This window comes from Streptomyces sp. NPDC037271 (genome assembly GCF_055603605.1).
Genome location: NZ_JBVJVN010000021.1, coordinates 119,616 through 138,438 on the forward strand (window position 1 = coordinate 119,616; position 18,823 = coordinate 138,438).

General features: G+C 68.7%; 16 protein-coding genes, 1 tRNA gene and 4 pseudogenes. 11 read left to right on the forward strand and 10 right to left on the reverse strand.

The window, feature by feature from the left end:
- Positions 1-239 precede the first annotated feature (239 nt).
- The 3 genes and pseudogenes from ACZ7G3_RS27910 to ACZ7G3_RS27920 all read left to right on the forward strand — a co-directional run.
- Positions 240-815, forward strand: a complete 576-nt coding sequence (locus ACZ7G3_RS27910) for a transcriptional regulator (RefSeq protein ID WP_470928703.1) — start codon at positions 240-242, stop codon at positions 813-815.
- 63 nt (positions 816-878) lie between these two features.
- A tRNA-Met gene (locus tag ACZ7G3_RS27915) sits at positions 879-952 on the forward strand.
- A gap of 235 nt (positions 953-1,187) precedes the next feature.
- Positions 1,188-1,550 (forward strand): annotated as a pseudogene (locus ACZ7G3_RS27920) (IS110 family transposase); the annotation flags it as partial.
- Positions 1,551-1,660: 110 nt separating this feature from the next.
- Here ACZ7G3_RS27920 and ACZ7G3_RS27925 read toward each other — a convergent pair.
- From ACZ7G3_RS27925 to ACZ7G3_RS27950, 6 genes and pseudogenes are all read right to left on the reverse strand, one after another.
- Positions 1,661-2,155 (reverse strand): annotated as a pseudogene (locus tag ACZ7G3_RS27925) (transposase family protein); the annotation flags it as partial.
- 72 nt (positions 2,156-2,227) lie between these two features.
- Positions 2,228-2,683 carry a hypothetical protein gene (locus tag ACZ7G3_RS27930; RefSeq protein ID WP_470928704.1) on the reverse strand — a complete coding sequence of 152 codons (456 nt, stop codon included), beginning with the start codon at positions 2,681-2,683 and terminating at the stop codon, positions 2,228-2,230.
- A gap of 92 nt (positions 2,684-2,775) precedes the next feature.
- Positions 2,776-3,576, reverse strand: a complete 801-nt coding sequence (locus ACZ7G3_RS27935; protein ID WP_470928705.1) for a hypothetical protein — start codon at positions 3,574-3,576, stop codon at positions 2,776-2,778.
- A 470-nt stretch (positions 3,577-4,046) separates the two neighbouring features.
- Positions 4,047-4,175, reverse strand: a pseudogene (locus ACZ7G3_RS27940) (ISAzo13-like element transposase-related protein); the annotation flags it as partial.
- The gene (locus ACZ7G3_RS27945; RefSeq protein ID WP_470928722.1) at positions 4,166-4,288 is read right to left on the reverse strand and encodes a hypothetical protein; all 123 of its coding nucleotides are present in this window, start codon (positions 4,286-4,288) and stop codon (positions 4,166-4,168) included. The gene ACZ7G3_RS27945 and the pseudogene ACZ7G3_RS27940, both read right to left, overlap by 10 nt.
- 377 nt (positions 4,289-4,665) lie before the next feature.
- Complete coding sequence (locus ACZ7G3_RS27950; protein WP_470928706.1) at positions 4,666-5,304, reverse strand: TetR/AcrR family transcriptional regulator; 639 nt, start codon at positions 5,302-5,304, stop codon at positions 4,666-4,668.
- Positions 5,305-5,452: 148 nt separating this feature from the next.
- On the opposite strand from ACZ7G3_RS27950, the gene ACZ7G3_RS27955 reads away from it, so the two are divergent.
- Positions 5,453-6,211: an SDR family NAD(P)-dependent oxidoreductase gene (locus ACZ7G3_RS27955; RefSeq protein WP_470928707.1), complete on the forward strand. Its 759-nt coding sequence runs from the start codon at positions 5,453-5,455 to the stop codon at positions 6,209-6,211.
- A 56-nt stretch (positions 6,212-6,267) separates the two neighbouring features.
- On the opposite strand, the gene ACZ7G3_RS27960 is transcribed toward ACZ7G3_RS27955, so the two are convergent.
- Positions 6,268-6,414: a hypothetical protein gene (locus ACZ7G3_RS27960; protein WP_470928708.1), complete on the reverse strand. Its 147-nt coding sequence runs from the start codon at positions 6,412-6,414 to the stop codon at positions 6,268-6,270.
- 729 nt (positions 6,415-7,143) lie between these two features.
- Positions 7,144-7,542: pseudogene (locus tag ACZ7G3_RS27965) on the reverse strand (DEAD/DEAH box helicase); the annotation flags it as partial.
- Between the two features lie 613 nt (positions 7,543-8,155).
- On the opposite strand from ACZ7G3_RS27965, the gene ACZ7G3_RS27970 reads away from it, so the two are divergent.
- From ACZ7G3_RS27970 to ACZ7G3_RS27995, 6 genes are all read left to right on the forward strand, one after another.
- Complete coding sequence (locus ACZ7G3_RS27970) at positions 8,156-8,716, forward strand: hypothetical protein (protein ID WP_470928709.1); 561 nt, start codon at positions 8,156-8,158, stop codon at positions 8,714-8,716.
- Between the two features lie 115 nt (positions 8,717-8,831).
- The gene (locus ACZ7G3_RS27975; RefSeq protein ID WP_470928710.1) at positions 8,832-9,479 is read left to right on the forward strand and encodes a DUF6308 family protein; all 648 of its coding nucleotides are present in this window, start codon (positions 8,832-8,834) and stop codon (positions 9,477-9,479) included.
- A gap of 1,011 nt (positions 9,480-10,490) precedes the next feature.
- Positions 10,491-10,787: a hypothetical protein gene (locus tag ACZ7G3_RS27980; protein ID WP_470928711.1), complete on the forward strand. Its 297-nt coding sequence runs from the start codon at positions 10,491-10,493 to the stop codon at positions 10,785-10,787.
- Positions 10,784-12,595 (forward strand): hypothetical protein, encoded by a 1,812-nt coding sequence (locus ACZ7G3_RS27985; RefSeq protein ID WP_470928712.1) that lies wholly within the window; start codon positions 10,784-10,786, stop codon positions 12,593-12,595. Before ACZ7G3_RS27980 ends, ACZ7G3_RS27985 begins: the two co-directional genes overlap by 4 nt.
- Complete coding sequence (locus tag ACZ7G3_RS27990) at positions 12,501-13,382, forward strand: tyrosine-type recombinase/integrase (protein ID WP_470928719.1); 882 nt, start codon at positions 12,501-12,503, stop codon at positions 13,380-13,382. The genes ACZ7G3_RS27985 and ACZ7G3_RS27990 overlap by 95 nt, the downstream gene beginning before the upstream one ends.
- Complete coding sequence (locus tag ACZ7G3_RS27995) at positions 13,379-13,957, forward strand: DUF6262 family protein (protein WP_470928713.1); 579 nt, start codon at positions 13,379-13,381, stop codon at positions 13,955-13,957. The genes ACZ7G3_RS27990 and ACZ7G3_RS27995 overlap by 4 nt, the downstream gene beginning before the upstream one ends.
- Positions 13,958-14,004: 47 nt before the next feature.
- Here ACZ7G3_RS27995 and ACZ7G3_RS28000 read toward each other — a convergent pair whose 3' ends face one another.
- The gene (locus tag ACZ7G3_RS28000) at positions 14,005-16,674 is read right to left on the reverse strand and encodes a helicase associated domain-containing protein (RefSeq protein WP_470928720.1); all 2,670 of its coding nucleotides are present in this window, start codon (positions 16,672-16,674) and stop codon (positions 14,005-14,007) included.
- Between the two features lie 475 nt (positions 16,675-17,149).
- On the reverse strand, positions 17,150-17,344 hold the full coding sequence (locus ACZ7G3_RS28005; RefSeq protein WP_470928714.1) for a hypothetical protein: 195 nt from the start codon (positions 17,342-17,344) through the stop codon (positions 17,150-17,152).
- Positions 17,345-18,149: 805 nt separating this feature from the next.
- On the opposite strand from ACZ7G3_RS28005, the gene ACZ7G3_RS28010 reads away from it, so the two are divergent.
- Entirely contained in the window at positions 18,150-18,446 is a 297-nt protein-coding gene (locus tag ACZ7G3_RS28010) for a hypothetical protein (RefSeq protein ID WP_470928715.1), read from the forward strand.
- Positions 18,447-18,823 lie beyond the last annotated feature (377 nt).

Below are 18,823 nucleotides of genomic sequence, written 5' to 3' on the forward strand. Positions count from 1 at the left end.
CAGCGCGGCCTGGGACAGTGCGTGCCGCTGCCGGCCCTCCCCGGCGCGAGGAAACTTCCGGTCGCCCGTGCGACGGCTGCGCGGGGCACGCTGAACGGTCCGGCCACGCCGTATCGTGGCCGGCCGGCCGGCCGGTTGATCAGACCTCGTGTGCCCGCGATGCCTGTCCGGCCGGGCGGCTGAAGAGACACCCGGGCGGCGAGGCGGGACGCCCGGGCGAGCTGCCCGCCGGCTTCCGCGTGAACAAGACGGTCCCCGTCGCTTCCGGGAGGTTCGGCGCCCGGGGCATCAAGGGCAGCGACGCCGTCGCTCGCGAGCTCGACGAACTCGCGAGCGGCATCGCCACCCCCGTGACCGCCAAACGCGGCTGGATGGCGCGCCTGCACTACCTCACGAAGTCGCCCCAGCCCCTGAGAACCGCGCAGGACGCCGGACTCACCGTGACCCACCGGACGCTGAAAGCCTGGCTGAAGGGCGAATGCCGCCCCTCCAAGACCAACCTCGAACGCATCGACCAGGCCTACCGAACGGTGCGCCGGCACAACGTCGCCCGTCACCTCCTCAGGCGCCTCAACCGCGACGGACGCGGGACGCGAGTGGAGATCCACCCGATCAACCAGTCCCAGGTACCACAGCCGCTGCAGCGCGTGGTGGAACAGCGGACGATGAACGTGTGCCGCTGGGACCGCATCGTCGGCTCCTGGGCAGCCGGCGACCACCGGAGTCTCGACGCCGCATGGCAGGACACGATCGTCGACCTCGGGTCCCAGTGGGGCCAGTACGAGTACGTCACCAACGTCGGCTTCGCCGCATAGAAGCCCTGCGCCGGAAGATGGTCTTCGAAGCCTGCCGGGGTGGCGTAGCGTGGGGGATACCGACGCGGGGTGGAGCAGCTCGGTAGCTCGCTGGGCTCATAACCCAGAGGTCGCAGGTTCAAATCCTGTCCCCGCTACTGCCGAAGAAGCCCGGATCTACACGATCCGGGCTCTTTCGCGTTACCCGGCGCCGGGGGAGTCGGCTGTGTTGGTGCCGGCCGCGATCACCAGCGTGTCTGTCCCGGTCGAAGCGCGGACTCTGTCCGCAGGGAGGCACCCCGAGGCTGTGGACATGACTGTGACCGGGGATACGCTGGTGTCTGCTCCTGTCGCTGCTGTTCCGGTGGCTGCGCCGGGTTCGGTGTGAAGTACCAGGATGTCGCGGCCGAGGCCACCCGCACCAGCAATCGGATACGCGGCCTGCTCACCCAGTTCCACCCCAGCCTGGAACGCGTCCTCGGCCCCCGCCTGGGCCATCCGGCAGTGACCTGGCTCCTCGAGCGCTACGGATCCCCGCAAGCACTCCGCAAAGCGGGCCGCCGCAAGCTGGCCGAGGTCGTCCGGCCCCGAGCGCCGCGCATGGCCGAGCGGCTGGTCGACGACATCTTCACCGCACTCGACGAACAGACCGTCGTCGTCCCGGGCACCGGCACCCTCGACGTGATCGTCCCGTCGCCGGCCAAGTTGCTGGCCGTCGTCCACGAACAACGCCGGGCCCTGGAAATCCGGATCGAGGATGTCGTTGTCCAGGCCGCGGAAGCCGAGGTCGGCCAGCGCCCCAGGCCGGCGGCGCGCAGGTGGGCCAGGATGCGGTCGTGGCGGGCGGCGGTGTTGTCGTGGGTGCGGCCGGGCCGGGCTGCGGATATCCAGATCAGGCGGCCGTTCTCGTCGGTCAGGGCGAGGACGTGCAGGCCGTGGCTGCGGTGCTTGCCGGAGTAGTTCCGTCGGTCGGCCTTGCCGGTGCGGCGCCTGGTGCGGATGAGGGTGCCGTCGATCAGGACCACTTCCCCGCCCTGCTTGGAGACCTTCTTCAGGGCGCGGTCCAGGCGCGGGGCATGTGCGGCGAGCAGTCCGATCAGTTCGTCGCACCAGCGGCGGACGGTGGACTCGGAGACGTTGTTACCGCCAGCTATGTCCGCCAGGCGCTGGTCGTGGCGCAGTACGGCCAGGACGATCACCGCGATCTTCCCCGGCGGCAGGATCCGCCACCTGGACCCGATCGCCTTCAGATGGCGCCGCAGCAGATCGGCGAGGTGGTTGACGGTGCGCGTGGACAGCGGCAGACAGCACTGGTAGACAAGCGGGCAGGTGTCTTCGGCATGCTCTTTGGTATTCGTCACACAATTCCAATGGCTGCCGGGGGCACCCCGGTTACGCCCGTGCCGAGCTGCTCCGAGTGGCGGTGCTCCTGGTCACAGGCGGGTGGTGAACCGGCCGTCGGGCAGTTTCCGGAGCCGGCCGCGATCGACGAGTCTGACCAGCTTGCTGCGTAGCGGTTCCAGCTTGGCCTTCACGCTGATGTCCACCCCCACCACCTCGCCGACCTCACGGGCCATGACGGGTCCGGCAGCGTGCCGCACGGCGGCGATGATGCGCTGGTAGTCCCACGGCAGGGCATCCTCCTCCATGCCCGGCTCGCGGCGCGGGATCAGCATCACTGGCCGTCCGCCCACCTGCCCCAGCATAGGCCGGTCTGAGGAGCGCTCCTCAGCGAGCTGTCCGGTCATCCGTTCAAGGACGCGTTCGGCGACGGCGAGTTCGTCCCGCTCGCCTCGCACTTCCGCCAGCCGGCTGGCCAGCTGTTCTTCGAGTTCGTCCAGTTCCGCGCGCCGCGCGGTGATTCGTTCCAGTAGCCCGGGATCCAGCATGCACCGGATCGTAGAGGGCCGTCCGGCCTCAGTGGTCAGGAACAGGAATGCGCCCGTGCTCCGCGCTGGAGAAGATTTCAAGCAGCTTGTCGTCAGTGCGCCCAAGGCAGACGAACCGCCTCGATTTCACTGTCGTTCAGCAATGTGTTGATGAGGGCTGAGGGCCCGGCGACCTTGGTGGCCCACAGATCGTAGTCGGTGCACAGAACCCATGAGCGGTCATCGGCCCAGAGGTTGGACGGGCTGAAGTCGGCCTCAGACTGGTCGTACAGGATCTCGGCGTCGCCGATCCGGCCCGCACGCACGTGGAGGTTGTCGAAGTCGACGGCCTCCAGCATCAGCGGATTGTAGTAGGCCAGGCAACGGGTGTCCGGGCCCGCGGGACTGCACTGGGTGAGGATGGCGATCAGACGGTTCCAGGTCTCACGGTCCAGGCTCCCCTCGGTCGGCGGGACCATGCCCAGCGGCCAGCTGCCCTCCTTCTTGGCCGTGGGAAAGCAACGGTAGGAGGGCATCAGCCCATCGGGCACGACCGGGTCGCCGGTTCGCCGGGCCAGCTCGGCCCAGCGCAGCCGCCGCCAGCCGGGGCCCGGATGCTGGGCACGGCCCAGTCCTCCTCCCGTGGCGATGCTCACGGCGTCGAGGTCGATGCCTCCAACGACGTGCGGCTGGACATTCCCGTTCGCCAGCCGCGCCTGGTGGTACTCGTGGTACGACACATCGGCCGGCCTCTGCTTGTGCTCGTACATGGCGTTGAGCACCCACACGGCGTCAGGCATCGCCGGAGGCATGAACCCGGTGATGCCATCGCCGCACAGCTCCAGCAGCCAATCGGTGGCCTCGGAGGGCACGAGCGGCCACAGGCTTGACATCAGGTTCGACTCTTCGGACATGTGTCCATGATCCCAGGTGCGAACCGCCCTCCCGCAGAGGGTTGGCACTACGCCGCCCGAGCTCGCCACCTGGGCACGTTCCCGCGTGCCTGGCCAGGATGCCGAGGCGCACCTCGAACACCATCGAGCCGACCGCTGACGAACGATCTTCTCCGCAGACTCCCGCCCACGACCAGCACGAGTACCCCGAGAGTCAGTCACACCAGCCCTTTGACCTGCGACTTCACGTTAGCGGCAGCTCACTGGAATCCTCGATACGTCCACCGTCGAGTGGCAGTCGGTGATCGCTTCGGATCTGGCAAGTCAGTTCCACGCGCTGGGAGTGCTCACTCGCCTGCTGTTCCGGGATGGGGTCCTGATACCTCACACCACACGGGATACAGCCACCACCCCCGGCCCATCAGGAACTTCACCGGAGTTCACCCTGAGGAGCCGACGTCAGTAATGCGCTAATTCAGGCAACGGCACCGGGTGCCGGGCGGCAGGTGACACACGGTGATCTCCAGGCCGGTCTCGGCGGCGAGGTCGGCCAGGTGGGTCTTCCAGCCGCGGGTGCGGTAGCCGTTGGAACCCCCGCCGTCGGCGGTGATCAGATGACGGTCACATCGTCGACGAAGCAGGACCCCATGGTGGCGCCCTCGCCGTCGAGGAGTTCGACCCGGGCGTTCCCCGCCACGGCGCGACGACTGCCGACGCGGTCGACGCTCTTCAAGAGGCCACCCCGGCGCCGGCTCCGTGGTCGGCCTCACCACCGCCCACCTCGACCACACCCCCCCGAAGACGTACGAGATACTGGCACGTGCGGCTGTTGGGACGCGCGGAATACCCAAGGGGCTGGGGGTACGCCGACAGGACCCGCAGCCGCTGGCAGTGTCTGGCCCCCATGCCCGTGCCGCGCCACGGCACCGCTGCGGCGGCGGTCGGGGCACCGTCTGCATTCCCGGCGGCCGCACAGCCGCCGGGCCCCTGCCGCCGTGGATGACGCCTACAGGCCGCCCCGGTACTGACCCGGCAGCCTCCCGCAGCGTTCCGGGGGGCCGGGGGCGAGCGCCGTCCGCGCCCGCAGCGGCACCGGAGCCCTCAGGAGTGCTACGAGTCGTTGGCGCTGCGGCCGTAGCGGGCGAGCATCGTCGTGACCGCCTCGTCGACCGCGTGGCCGACGTCGGCAGGTGCGGGGCTCCAGTCGGCGAGTAGCATCCGCGGCCACAGGACGTAGTTGGCGATCATGCCGAGGAACTGGTTGGTGGCGCTCTCCGCGTCGGGTACCACCGCATTGCCCGCGGCGTGCTGGGCCTCCAGGTAGCGCTGGACGGAGATGAAGTAGGGCAGCTTGCCCAGCTCGAACTGAGCCCGTCCCAGTTCCGGGAAGCGCGGCAGTTCGGCGATGACGATGCGGAAGAGGGCCGCCATCGCGGGCCGGCCGATCAGGTCGGCGTACTGGCGGCCGATCGCGCTCAAGCCGGCACCCAGGTCACCGGGCTGCGTCGCGGGCGCCGCCGGGTCCGGCCCACCCTCCCAGTACTCGGTAACGATGGCCTCGAAGAGCGCCGCCTTGGTCGGGAACTGCTTGAAGAGCGTGGACTTCGAGACGACCGCTTCCTGCGCGATCTTCGCCAGCGAGGTCCCGTCATAGCCCCGTTCCAGGAACAGCTTCGTGGCCGCTGCGGTGATCGCCTCGCGCTTGCGCTGAGCGAGTCGCTGATGGTGCGCGGAGAGTCCTGCGGTCATGGGCCCAGTATGACCCATCCCGAGGCGAGTCACTTGACTCGCCACTGCGCAGATGTTTACGTGAAAGGGAGGCGAGTCGCACGACTCGCATTCGGTCGACGGGAGCACTCCCGTCGGCGTCCTTCCGTTCTCGCATGGAGAAGCACTCATGGAGACAGGCAAGATCGCATTGGTGACCGGCGGCAATCGCGGGCTGGGCCGGGCTACGGCCCAGTCGCTGGCCCGGCACGGGCTGCGCGTCATCGTCACCTACCGCGGCGACGCTCAGGAGGCCGAGGAGACGGTCAAGAACGTCCAGGAAATCGGCGCCACGGCTGCCGCGCTGCGGCTGGATATCAGTGATGTGGCTTCTTTTCCCGCCTTCGTCTCCCACCTGGCCGCGCAGTTGGAGTGCTGGGACGCGACCCGGTTGGACGTCCTGGTCAACAACGCTGGGGTCGGGTTGTTCGGGCTGTTGGAAGCGGTCACGGTCGATGACTTCGACGCGGTGATGGACACCAATGTGCGTGGCACGTTCTTCCTCATCCAGGCGCTTGTGCCCGTGCTGGCCGATGGGGGGCGGGTCATCAACGTCTCTTCCTCTCTCAGCCGCCATACCAGTGCCGGTACTTCGGTGTACTCGGCTTCCAAGGCGGCGGTCGAGGTCCTGAGCCGGACCTTGGCCGTGGAGCTGGGGGCGCGCAAGATCCGTGTGAACACCGTCGCGCCGGGGCCGACCGCTACCGATTTCAACGGCGGCGCCATGCGGGACGACGCGCAGATGCGTGAGGGCTTGGGCGCGCAGACCGCGCTCGGCCGTGTCGGTGAACCGCAGGAGATCGGCGACGCGGTTGCCGCGCTCGCCTCCGAGGATCTGCGATGGGTCACCGCCCAGCGCCTCGAGGTGTCCGGCGGCGCCCTGTTGTAGGGACTCGGGCCCACACCGTGTGCCCCGCCCCTTGCCTGGCGGAACCGGGGGATGCATCAGACGTGGTCCGCCCCTCGGGCCTGGTGGGCGGCATAGCGGGCCTCGTCGCCGCCGCTCTCGGCCCTCCGGTTCGCGGCCGTGTGCTCGCAGAAGCCGAGCAGACGGCTGAAAACGAACTCGGGAAGCTCAGCGGCCGAGTTCATGAGCGAGGCGTTCCTGGTGGGCCGGGGCCGGGGCCGGGGCTGGGGCCGGGGCTGGGGCTGGGGGCTGGCCGGCTGCCGAGTGCCTTGAAGTCTGTGCGACAGGCTGACCGGTTCCATGGGCCGGCCGGCCCGGGGACCGGGGAACAGTCACCGCCTCGGGCCGGGTTCGAGGGCGGTGGGCCTTGCCGACCGGGTGACGCACCGGTTCGCGGAGCATCCCGTCCAGCGGCGGCGGGGTCTTTGCCGGGTGTGTGCCCAGGCGCAGCCGCAGCGTGGTGCCTTCACCGTGCACGTCGTCGCGGGTGAGTGCACAGATCCGGGGGGGGGCTGCGCGAACAGCAGCAGGAGCAGTCCGGCCGATCAGCTGGAGTTCCGCGACGGGAGCGCGGCGGAGCACTGCCAGACCCGGACGGTCTCCCAGGAGAAGGTGATCGCCGTCTTGAGTGGCTGGGCTGAGGAATGTCCGGGGGAGGGTCTGTCGAATGGGTGGTGTGATCGGGTGGGCTGGGGTTGTTGGCGGGCTGTTGTCTGGCGGCCGTCGAGGGTGATGGCGAGGGTGTTCGGTGCGGTTTTCCCGTGGATGGTCCAGCGGGCCTGGCCCTTGCCTGTGGGGTTGAGAGACATGATGGCCGTGTAGGCGTGCTTCAGGGTGGTCTGCTCGTTGGGGGAGTGGCCGCGGGTCTTGACCGCCTGCCGGGTGCGGGTGTTCACCGATCCGGTTGCGCTGGTGGTGCAGACGGTGCGCAGGTTCCAGGACGCAACCTGCTCCGGGAGCGCCGTCTGCAGAAGCGCCAGGCGCCGGCCTCGCCGCGCTTCCTCCGACTCCCCGGGAACGGGGGAGGGGTCGCGGATCTCCAGGACGTCGATCTCGAACCCGGCGAGGATTCCGTGCTCGATCGCCTCGCTCAGACCGAGCTCCGCGAGCCACGCGCCGTACGTACCGGCCGGGTCATCGGCCATGGTCGCGAGCTCCGCCTCCTGGCCCTCCGCGCCCTTCTGCGGTCGGGGAGCGGCCAGGATGCGCGGGGTCGCGGTCAGGTACAGCCGGAAAGTCCGCCGGGATCCTCTGGCTGTCGTGGATCGCCGCCACGGACGACCGAGATCACCAGCGGTTCCATGCGCCTTGTCCGTTTTACCGGGTGGAGGCGTGTATGCATCGTGGTTGGCCTGCTGCTTTGCGTGACATACATGTGCGCGTCGGCTGGCCGTCCTCTGGCCGTGCGAGGCACTGACTGGTTGCCAGGTCTCGCTGGGAGTTTGAGGTGTGGCATGGCCGATGGGTCTCGGGCTACCTGCTGTTGCACATCTGCTACACCTCGGGATAGCGTTGTCGCGACCATGGGCACTCCTGGGCCGCGTAAGGCTGTATAAGGGATTAGATTTGGGAAATCATCCAAAATCGGACATTCGTAAGGCGTTGGGCGCGGCCAAGTCGGAGGGCTTGTCAATATCAGAAAATATTAATGGACATCGGTGGGGGGAACTTACCTGTTCGGGGTGTGGTCAGTCTCTCTCGATTCACCACTCTCCCCGTAATTCGAGTGTGTTCGCTCGTCGCGTAGACGAGTTCGCAAGGCGGCATCGAAAGCACTAGGACTGGCCGGCCTTGGGTGTAAGTCCGAGGCGGGCCCTCCAGTGGGGCGCACTTTCTGGCAGGAAAATGGCGCCATGCTGGAGGGCCCGTCCGAACCACGCCTGAGATGACGTGAAATTGGGCCGGGTTCAAAAGAAGGAGAATATTGTGCCTGCAGAATGGACATTCACTCTAGCCCTCAATCGGCAGTTGACGCGGGACGAGGCCGACTTTATTGACACCAGTGGCGGTGAGGATCTTCCGCTTTTTGCGGACGGTTCCGTTTCCTACACAATTGGTGGTTCAGGTGTCTCGGAGCTGCATTGCGATGTGGTGGCTGACACGATGCTTGAGGCCGTCGCGTTGGTGTCCGGAGAAATCCGCAAGATAAACGGGCTTCGTGCCGCGCGTGTAATCCACGATGACATCGTGACCCTGGATATTGCTGCGCAGCGAGCTGGGCGAAGCCGACAGTCGTTGGTGCAACTGTCGAAAGGCCAGCGAGGGCCGGGGGGATTCCCGCAGCCAGAGGAGAAAGTGGGCGGGACTGCCTTCTATTCATGGCCGAGAATTGCGAACTTCCTTAGGGGCTTGGGTGATGAGATCGCACCTGTTTCACAAGACCTCGTTATCGCCGACCGAGCGCTGCGTCTCGTCGACGAGGTCGAAAATGCGGGGTGTGCTGTATCGGCGTCGGTGTGGAGGGCGTTCGGGCTATGCGCGGCATAGTCCCGCCCTTCGGGCTTACCCGCGCAAGAGATCGGTTTGATCCCCCAGAGACCGCTGGGGGAGACGAGCGTGGGGCGGAGGGAGCGTTGATCTCTTGACCGGTGGTGCCCCAGCAGTGTTCGCAGAACGACTGCATACCTTCATGACGAACCCTCAGGCCGTCGCGGATCTGCGGCATTACTTCGGCACAGGCGTGCCGCCCGGCGGGACGCCGTTCACCGGCCGCCGGTTCGAGCATCTGGCGGGCAGGGGAGACCGTCCGGGGATCGCCGACCGGATCACGGCGGAGGATCTGGTCGCGGTACAGACCTTGTCCGTGACCGTTCCGGCACCTGTCGCGCTGGACATTCTTGAGGGCCGCCTCGGCGCACGGCTGTCCGGTCTGCTGCAGGCCATCTCCAGGGACATCGACATGGCTGATGCTGATGCGTCGGTCCTGGCAGACGGCTCGCCGGCGGACCAGGCCTGGCATCTGCTGTGTGCCCAGCACAGAGTCAACTGGGTCATCGCTGGGAAGCTTCTGGCGCGTAAGCGTCCGCGACTGCTCCCGGTCTACGACCGCGTCGTCCGCTGTGCCGTTGGCCGGCCGCCGTCCTTCTGGCTCGCTCTTCATGCCGCGTTGCGCGAGGACGACGCCGCGTTGCACCGCCGACTCCTCGAACTGAGGCAGGCCGCGGGACTGCCGGAGACGGTGAGTGCGCTGCGAGTGTGCGATGTCGCGGTATGGAGGAACCACCGGGCCGTCGACCATGCCTGCCCTTGAGGATTCCTCCCGCCAGCGCGACCCGAGGGGGTGTTCTGGCGTGTGAGGATGACGGGCTCTACCAACTGTCCCCGGGTGTGTGTGACGTTCACGTGGAGTGGTCCGTGGGGGTGGGGTGGGGACTCGGGGCCAGGGTGCCGCCGGCGGGGTGGTTCCCGGTTCGGAAGGGGGCGGCACATGACGGATAGCCGACTGGTGGTGGGCGACTTACGAGTGCAGGAGACCGTCCGTGTCCACGGCCGGGTCTGTTACACGGCCGTGGACACGGACTGCACCGTCGTGACCGAGGCGGACGGGTTCCCGCGCGCCTGCGGTGGCTGCGGTTCGCGGGCCTGGACACGGCGTCGGTGTCGCTTGAGGATCTGCGGCACTACATGGCGGCCCTCGGGGCGGATTACCCGGGGCCGTTCGGTTTGCCGTGGCGGGAGGGGAAACGCCCGTACGGGCATAGCGCGTTGAAGACCGCGGCGGCCTGCCTGAAGGGCTTCTACCTCCACCTGGGCACCCGCGGCGTGAACCCGGCACTGGCGGAGGCACTGCGTGTGACGCGGCTGCCGACGCGGGCGGACCGGCGGCAGGCGATGCCCGGGCACGTCCTGCACAGCATGCCGGCGAACCCCCTGGCTCCGGCGGAGCGGGTGCGCCGGCATCCGAAGATGCTGCCCGAGGGTGCCCGGGATCTGTTGCTGGGGGCGGCCTCGTACGCGCGGGACCGGATGGTGGTCACGTGGCTGGCTGACGGCGGTTTCCGGATCGGTGAGCTGTGCGGGCTGCGCCTGGCCGGCCTGCACCTGCGCGAGCAGGCCGCGCGTGTGGTCAGTGCCGGGGGCCGCACGTGCACATCTGTCACCGCCAGGACAACACCAACCGGGCCCGGGCCAAGACCAAGACACCCTGGACCTGGCAGGACAACGCCGTGTGCGGGGGTACGGTGCGCCGGGCGAGCCCGGCGATGATCCACACCTACTTCGAGTACATCACCACCCAGTACCCGCCCAGAGCGCCCACGGAATGCTGCTGGTCAGCCTGCACGGCCCCTCCCGAGGCCAGCCGTGCACCACCGCTGCGGCCCGGGGCATGCTGCGCCGGGCCGCAGCCCGTGTGGAGACCGGCCGGGTGGTCCCGCACGCCTTCCGGCACAGCTACGCGACCGCGGTGCTGGACGCCGCACGGGGCCAATGCGGTGATCGCACGGAAGGCCGGCGGCTGGGCCCCGGCCGCGACCGTCGAGCAGGTCTATGGCCAGTGGACGTCCACGACCCGGTCTTCACCGCGGCGCTGGAACAGGTGTGGGGGACACGGCCGTGATCCCGCTGACGCTGCTGCCCGGCCGCACCGACACCACCCGCATCGGCCGCGACCGGCTCGAACTGCTCACAGCCCTCATCAAGGCCCCCGCATTCGACCCGCTCTTCCACGACACGCTGATCTTCATCTCGCCCCACCACCCGGTCTACGCCTGGCAGTGCGCCGTTGACGGCTGCAAACGCATCCGGCCGATCAGCCACAACCTGTGCAGCACACACAACCTGGAGCGGGAGCAGACCGAGCAGACGGGGCAGACCAAGCGCGCCTTCATGGACACGGCCACCGCCTTGCCCGCCGCGCGGGGAGTGGACTACGGCCGGTGCCTGATCTGCCCCGACCGCCCGGCCGTCAGCCCCGCCACCCGGCTGTGCCAGCAACACCAGACCAGGGGGCAGTACGGCGAGGCCGCCGACATGGACCGAGACCAGTTCGAGCAATGGGCCCGCACCCAGCACCCACTGCCCGGCCACGGCCTGTGCCAGGCACGGCGCCCCTTCCCGGCCTGCACCTCACGGGGGCTGTGTCTGCAGCACCTGAACCGGTACAAGACCGACAACCGTCCGGGCGCAGCCCGGTCGCAGAACTCACGCGGCCCCCTCAAGGACGGCCAGCCGCTCCCGGTGACCTACGGCGACGAGAAGGCATTCCGCGCCCGGCACGCCGCTGCGGAGCCTCACGCAGCCAGGGCTGGTCAACCTCCATGGCCCGTCCCCGCCGGTGCGGGGCGAGACCCAGTGGGGCCTGCACGCCCATGCCCAGTCCGCGCAGCACTCCGAGTGGACCACCAACGGCATCAGGAATCTCGCCAGGTACTGCTGGCGGGCAGCATCGCCTCCCTGATGGATCTGCACGACGGAGGCTACACAAACCTCACGCACAAGCAGACGGACTCTGAGGTTCACAAGATCATCTGGGAAATCGTCAACGGCCTGCGCTGCGTCTCTTACAGCCCCTCGGACACCAAGGACGCCGGCTTCCTGGAGACCGATCACTCCGGACGGCGCTTCAAGAAAGCCCAGAGCAACTTCGACATCACCGCCGTTTCCCAGAGGTGGCTGCGCGACCTGCTCTGGGACCATCTCGCCGAGTTACTCCGCTCCCCGCAGTGCCCCCGCTCCACAGGCCCCTTTCGACCAGACGCGCCGCCCCGCCGTCGAACTGGGCGTCTTCCTCCAAGCCGACGCCCCCGGACGCCGGCCACGACCCCACTGTGCTGCGCCGTGAGCACGCCGAGCGGTTCGTCGCCGACCAGCGCCACCGCACCCGCCACGGTCTGCCGTCCCTGGGCATGGTCCTGGTCGACGGACGATCCCCCCACCGACACCGATCTGAGCTGCCAATCCGTCTTCAACCCATCCCGCAAACTGCTCTGCAGCGCCATCACCGCCGGCCACGCGGAACGCCTCGGCACCGACACTGGCTTCCTGACCGCCATCCCCTTCGACGGCGGCACCGGTCTCAAGCAGCGTTCCCGCAACCACTTCAACGACGACGTCACCCGCGCACCGACCGACGAGACCAACCTGCGCAGCCTGGAGGAACTCGATCTCAACGACCGAGGCCTGCGGGACATCTGGGAGACCATCGCCGCCACCGGGCGCCGTTGCAGTGAGGTCGTCGGACTGCGGCCGGACTGCGTCGGCCGCTACCACGCCTCTGGCCATGCTGTGGCACGACCAGACCAAGGTCGGCAACTACAACGAGGGCATCCGCATCCCCGAGCCCGTCTCCCAGCGCCTCCACACCCGCCGCACCAAGACACTCCAGCTCTTCGAAAAACGCTACGGCCGCGTCCCCACAGCCGCTGAACGTCCCTGCCTGGCCCTGTTCCCCTCCCGCATCCGCAACCCCAACGGCCGACAGCCGATCTCCTACGGACACTTCAACCAGCGCTTCATGACCCGGATCGCCGGCCTCGACCCCGGCGGCGCCTACGTCGCCCACCAAGCCCGCCACACCCTGGCCACCAACCTCCTGCGCGCCGGCGCCACACTCACCCACATCCGCCGCTACCTCGGCCAGCTCTCCGAACGCATGGCCGAGCACTACGTGAAAATCACCAACAGCGACCTCGAAGACGTCCTGAACACCATCTGGGCAGCCGGGCCCGGCGCCCCCAACCCAGGCACACTCCTCTCCGGCGACACCACCCCCATCAACCGCGAGACCGCCCTCGCCTTGGCCCTGGACCTCTCCCGCCGCAGCATCCCCGCCGACGGGGGCTTCTGCACCTACCAACCCGTCGTCGACGGCAGAGCCTGCCCCCGGAAACTCGACTGCGAGAACTGCGACAACTTCGTCCTCTCCGGCGCAGACCTCCTCTACCGGCGACGCAAAGCCGAACAGTGGCGCCCCATCGCCGAGAACGCCCCCGACGACGCCACCGCCGACTACCTCCACACCGTCTTCGAACCCACCGCCCAGGCCATCAAAGGACTCGAGCAGGCCCTGGCCGCCCTCGGCATCCTCGACGAAGCCCTCACCCCCGACCTGCGGCGCCCCCAGGACTACTTCCACCACACGTGGAGCACCGCCTTCCGCGCCCGCGATCTCGCAGCACTGCAGGCCCCCGACGACGCCACAGGGCAGACATGAGCAATTCCCGCACCGACGCGGCCGTCCGAGCCCGCCGCCAAGCCACCCAAGAGATGCTTCAACGCCTCCCAACCGCCCTGGCGGCCACGGCACGCGACCATACCCCTGTCACCGTCGCAGCCCTTGCCCGAACCGCTCGCGTCTCACACACCTTCCTCTACCAAAACCAGCAGGCCAGAACCCTGATCGAACAGGTCACCCGCACAAACAGACCCCAACCCGGCATCTCCAGCAGCCGCAGCCACACACAGCCTGCCTGGAAGGAGCGCGCCCTCAACGCCGAAGACGCACCCACCCAGACCCAGCGCGAAATCCGCACCCAGCGCACCCGCATCGCAGAACTCCTCGGCAAGATCCGCGACCTCGAACACGATCTCCCCGAAGGCTCACTTCAGCGCATCGTCACCGAGAACACCACGCTGAAGCAGCACGTACGACAGCTCACCCAGGACAACCAGCGCCTCCAAGAACGTCTGGCCAGCGCCCGCCAGAACAACCGCTTCCTGGACAAACACATCGCAGATCTTGAAGCCCAACTCGCGCCGTACCTCACCACACCACCCCCGCGTCCCTGACCCAGCCTCGGATCGATGCCAAACGAGAGGAGCCCGGCCGGCGATCGTCAGATCCACTCAATGCCCAGCCTCCGCAGTGCGTCGAGCTGGTCCGCCGTGAGCTTGTCCCGCCTCGACTTGGTGTTGGAGACCCATACGCCCAGCTTCACGCTCACTGGCTCCGCTTCGTCGTCGATCACGATCTCTTCGGCATGACCACGCGGGACGGGCCGCTGGGCGCCCTCCTGTTCGACCCACTGGGCGAGGGCGGCCAGTCCGCGTTGGAAGGCCTGCTGTGCTTTGCCCGGACCCTTTGCCGAGCGCTTAGCCGTCGGAGCCGGAGACGGAGCTTCCACAGGCTTCAGGCCCAGCTTGGTCAGCCGTTCCTGCTGTTCGGCGGTCAGCAGTCTCCAGTCCCGGCGTTGCCGTTGGAGCCATCGCCCGAGGTCATCGCCATCGATCTGCACGCCGCGTGCGATGTCGGGAAGGTGGCCGCCGGGCTCGTCCTCCGCGAGGTGGGCGAGGTGGCGGTAGTGGCGTTGCCAGTCAAGGGGCCAGGGACAGTTCCAGTCGGGGTCGATCGCGGTCAGCTGCGCGGCCCGCGTCTGCGCGCGTTCGGGGTTCTTGCCGAGGCCGCCCTTGCGTCGGAGATTCGCCAGTAGCTGACCGATGGGGACAGGCTTGTCGTCGGCGGGGTCGTCCCACAGGGCGTCCTGTCGTGGAGCCAGGTGCCCCGTGGCGCGCCGGTACGAGCGCAGCGCCGCCAGCTTCGTCTCCCAGGCTTCCTCGCCGGGCTCCCAGACCATGCCGGCCTCCGGTGCGTCGAGGAGCTTCTTGCGCCGCGGTTCGAGCTCCCCGGCCCGCAGTGCCTTTCGCTGCTGGTGCACCCATCGCCCCAGCGGAAAGGCCTTCGTGACGCCGACCTCGGTCTCCGTGTCGTAGGGGACGGCGTAGAGCCCGGTGATCTCCTGCTCCTTCCGCCACCGCAGCAGCGCCTGGTAGCCCTCCAGCCAGACCAGAGACTCGGGCCGGTAGACGCGGGTGCGCAGGAACGCCGAGATGGTCGCGGCGTCGCGTGGGCTGGAGAAGTGGAGCAGGGCCGCTTCGGCGGCGGCCTGCGTGTCGTCCTCCTGGTCCTCGCCGTCGCCCTCGCCGCCGGCCCCGACGATCCGCCCGTCTTCGCCACGCCGGACGTGGACCTTGCGCTTACCGCTCGTGAGCGCGCGGGAGGCCAGCTGCTCGACGAGTCGTTCATCATGCGAGCGCAGGCCCTGGAGGACCGCGACAAGGGGACGGAACGAGGCACTGGCGACCATGTCCCGCGAGTCCTCACCGGGCTCCAGGAACACCGGCACAATGATCCGCGCGACCTTCGTGGAGCCGTCCTTGTTGAGCCGCAGCGCGCGGCCAATGTTCTGCACGATCTCCACCTGTGAGCCGCGGGTGTCCGCGAAGCAGACGGCCTCGACGCCTCGCTCGCCGGTGATGTCGACGCCTTCCCCGAGCACGCGGCAGCTGGCGAGGAACGCCCGGTGCACTCTGCGGCCGTCGGCGTCGATGCCGTTGGCGAACTGGCGAAGGGCTTCGCGGCGTTCGGTGACGAGGTGGTCGCCGCACAGCCACGCCGACCACACCCGCTCCGGCGGCACATGCCGGCCGGCCTCCAGCTCGTACAGCTGCGCGCCGATCGACGAGACGGGCAGCTCGCCCGCGGCCGCCAGGTCCTCGTCCGAGGCATCTCGCGCGTACAGCCCGGCTGCCGTCTTCGGCAGCTTCTCCGCGAACGCCGCCGCCTCCTCGACCTTCTGGTGGAAGGTCATGACCGTACGCAGGCTGTACGCCGCCGCGTGCTCCAAAAGTGCGGTCTGCAGCAGCGCCAGGCGCCGGCCCCGCCGCGCCTCCTCCGACTCCCCGACGAGGGGGGAGGGGTCGCGGATCTCGAGGACGTCGATCTCGAACCCGGCGAGGACGCCCCGCTCGATCGCCTCCGCGAGTCCGAGTTCGGCGCCGGGAAGCCACGCCCCGAAGGTGCCGTCCGGATCGTCGGCCATGCTCGCCAGCTCCGCCTCCGTCCCGCCCGCGCCCTTCTGCGGGCGGGGCGAGGCGAGGATGCGCGGGGTGGCGGTGAGGTAGAGCCGGAAGTTCGCCGGGATGCGGGCGTTGTCGTGGATCGCCGCCCACGGCCTACCAAGATCACCCGCGGTTGAGTGGGCTTCGTCCACGATGGCCAGGTCGAACGGGGCCATCTGCTGGCCGTAGAGCCGTTCCCCGCCCGCCAGGGCGGCTTCCAGCGGCCCGCGGACCGTCCGCCGGCCCGTCGGGTCCTCCGGGTCCTCGCGGTCCACCAGGGAGGCGTAGGTGGCGAACACGACCACGGGCCCGGTTCGGGCCCACAGCGCGAGCTGGATCGCATTCGTGGTGGTGCGCACCCCCAGCGCGTTCAGCACCGGGTCGTTCTCCAGCGAGCACACCGCCACCATCGGCGCCCGGTGACCCACCGCCCGCCACGCCTGGGCAGTCTGCGCGAGCAGGTCTAGGGTCGGCACGGTCACCAGGATCCGCCCGCCCGGGAAGCACTCCAGGGCGCTCGCGGCAGCAGTGATCGTCTTACCCGACCCGGTCGCGGACACCAGCGTGCCCCGCGCCCCCTGCTCGGGAACAGGCGATCTTGCAAAGAATTTGACCCATTCCCGAATGGCCGTTTTCTGGGTCACCTGATGTTCCCGGAGGCTGATCACAGATTTCGACCTTTCCTTTTTCCGCGCGAGATCAGGTTCTTCCACCACCTGCCCGTGCTCGAAGAGACCGCCCCCCTCGAGAACAGGAGCGGGGCGGGGGTACCTGTCGATCCCGCCGCGTGCAGGCAACTCGTCCTCGAAGCCGCAGGTGGCTACGGCCTTGAAGCCGCCACGCCACAGCGCTTCGAGCACGGCCGTGACGGCCTGCACCACCTCGGCCGGCATCCCCGCGGAGGCCTCGCACTCCAGCACGGTCGGCCACAGAAGGAAGTCGGAGGGATGGGCGTGCCGGCCGGTGACGTAGTCGTTGGGCTCGCCTTCCACGCGCACCGGCCCCATGGTCAGCTCCGCACCGCTGCCCTCGAGGCCGAGGGTGTCTCGAAGCCGGCCCACGATCCGCGGGGCGGCTTCTGCGTCCACGTAGACCGAGGCGTTGCTGTAAGGGGAATCCGGGCCGAGTGGCGAAAGCCCCCGATCATTCGTCACGCGTGCTCCCTGCGGATTTGGCCGGGGTGAGGGCGAGGAAGCGCTGGAGGAGTCGCTTGATCGGTTCGTGGTGGTAGTACCCGGCGACCTGCAGGGGAGTCTCGCCGTCGATGGCCGGCAGGTGTGGGTCGGCACCGTAGGCCAGCAGGATCGCCGTGGAGGCCGTGTTCAGCGGGTAATCCATCTGCACATGGCCCTCCCCTTCCCGGCCGATCGCGTGGGTCAGCAACGTGTCCCCGAAGCACACCTCATCCGGGTCGGCCCCAGCGTCCAGGAGCGCGGTGAGGGTCTCTCGTAGTCACTCATCTCCACGGCTCTACGCGCGGGCGCCCACGACTCCACCTCAACAGAAGACCCGCGATCACATCCACGCCCGCTACCTGGAGCTTCCGCCGGTGCGAGGAAGCGCTGGAGCAGCCGCTTGGCCGGCTCGTGATCGTAGCTCTCGGCGAACTGCAACGGAGTTTCCCCGCTGGAAGACGGCCGGCGTGGATCGGCACCGTAGGCCAGCACGATTGCCGTGCCGGCCGTGTGCAGGGGAACCCCCGACTGCAGGTGACTGTCCCTTTCCAGGTCGATCGCATGAGTCAGCAGCGTGAGCCCGAAGCACACACCTCGTTCGGATCCGCCCCAGTATCCAGGAGCACGGAAAGGGTCTCGTACTCACTGATCTCCACGGCCTGATGCGCCGGTATCCACGGCTCCACCTCAGGCCAGGAGCTCGGCCTCAGCGCATCGGAACCCATGGCGCCCTTCCCCTCTCCACCGGCCTTGCTGGGCCTTGGCTGTCAGATAGCAGACGGGCCACGGACCTAACGCGCCGAGGCCGATACGCCCCCGACCTCCGCTGCCGGGTGCCCCCCGCTATCAGCCAATGCTACATGCTGCATCACATTGAGATGCAGACTTGCGAGAATCCTCGACAGAGCCCCCACTCAAGATCTTGTCCGACCCCGGTGGGCATCGCGCATCGGGGTACACGGTGCCGCATGGCACCGAAGACCGAGCGCATCCAGTTCCTGCGGGCCGTGCGGCAACTACGCCGTATCCGCTCCTTCTACGCTGCGGCCATCCTCTTGTGGGCAGGGTCCGCGGCCTGGACCGGCTGGCAGGCCCCGGGGAGCCGCCAAATGTGGGTGTCTGTCCTCCTCCTGGCTGTCTTCACCGTACTGCTCGTCACCGCGATCCTTGCCCTGCAGCGCCTCGCCGTTCCCGCGACAGGCCGGCCCATGCACCACGCTGCCTCGCACAAGCTGCCGAGTACCCGCCGTCACGCTCACGCCTGAGGACTCGTCACCCTTACCGCGGGTCAGTCGGGCCCGATGGTGCCCGCCACGGGGCGGAGCAGGTGGTCTGCTGACAGCCCGTTCCGGATCACACGAGCCCGAACCCTGCAGGTGCACGGGCCGCAGGCCCGTTGGCCGGCCCGCGCAGCGGGCCCGGCCTTTGTGGCGCGTAGCGCCACCAGGTGGCTGGAGCACAGCGGAAGCCACCCAGCCCCGGGAGCGCAGCGGACGGGGCGTCACCAACCCGGCGCAGCCGGGTTGGTGAGCGGGACGCGCAGCGTCCCGCCAGCGCTCACGCGGAGCGTGAGCGCAACACCCGCGCGCAGCGCGGGTGTTCGCTTGCCCATCGCGCAGCGATGGGGGACCCGCTCCGCGGG

Coding starts and splice junctions, on each gene's coding strand:
- ACZ7G3_RS27930 (WP_470928704.1), bottom strand. CDS start 2,683: ATGCTGGATCCCGGGCTACTGGAACGAATCACCGCGCGGCGCGCGGAA.
- ACZ7G3_RS27935 (WP_470928705.1), bottom strand. CDS start 3,576: ATGTCCGAAGAGTCGAACCTGATGTCAAGCCTGTGGCCGCTCGTGCCC.
- ACZ7G3_RS27950 (WP_470928706.1), bottom strand. CDS start 5,304: ATGACCGCAGGACTCTCCGCGCACCATCAGCGACTCGCTCAGCGCAAG.
- ACZ7G3_RS27955 (WP_470928707.1), top strand. CDS start 5,453: ATGGAGACAGGCAAGATCGCATTGGTGACCGGCGGCAATCGCGGGCTG.
- ACZ7G3_RS27960 (WP_470928708.1), bottom strand. CDS start 6,414: ATGAACTCGGCCGCTGAGCTTCCCGAGTTCGTTTTCAGCCGTCTGCTC.
- ACZ7G3_RS27980 (WP_470928711.1), top strand. CDS start 10,491: ATGCTGCTGGTCAGCCTGCACGGCCCCTCCCGAGGCCAGCCGTGCACC.
- ACZ7G3_RS27995 (WP_470928713.1), top strand. CDS start 13,379: ATGAGCAATTCCCGCACCGACGCGGCCGTCCGAGCCCGCCGCCAAGCC.
- ACZ7G3_RS28005 (WP_470928714.1), bottom strand. CDS start 17,344: ATGGATTACCCGCTGAACACGGCCTCCACGGCGATCCTGCTGGCCTAC.
- ACZ7G3_RS28010 (WP_470928715.1), top strand. CDS start 18,150: ATGGCACCGAAGACCGAGCGCATCCAGTTCCTGCGGGCCGTGCGGCAA.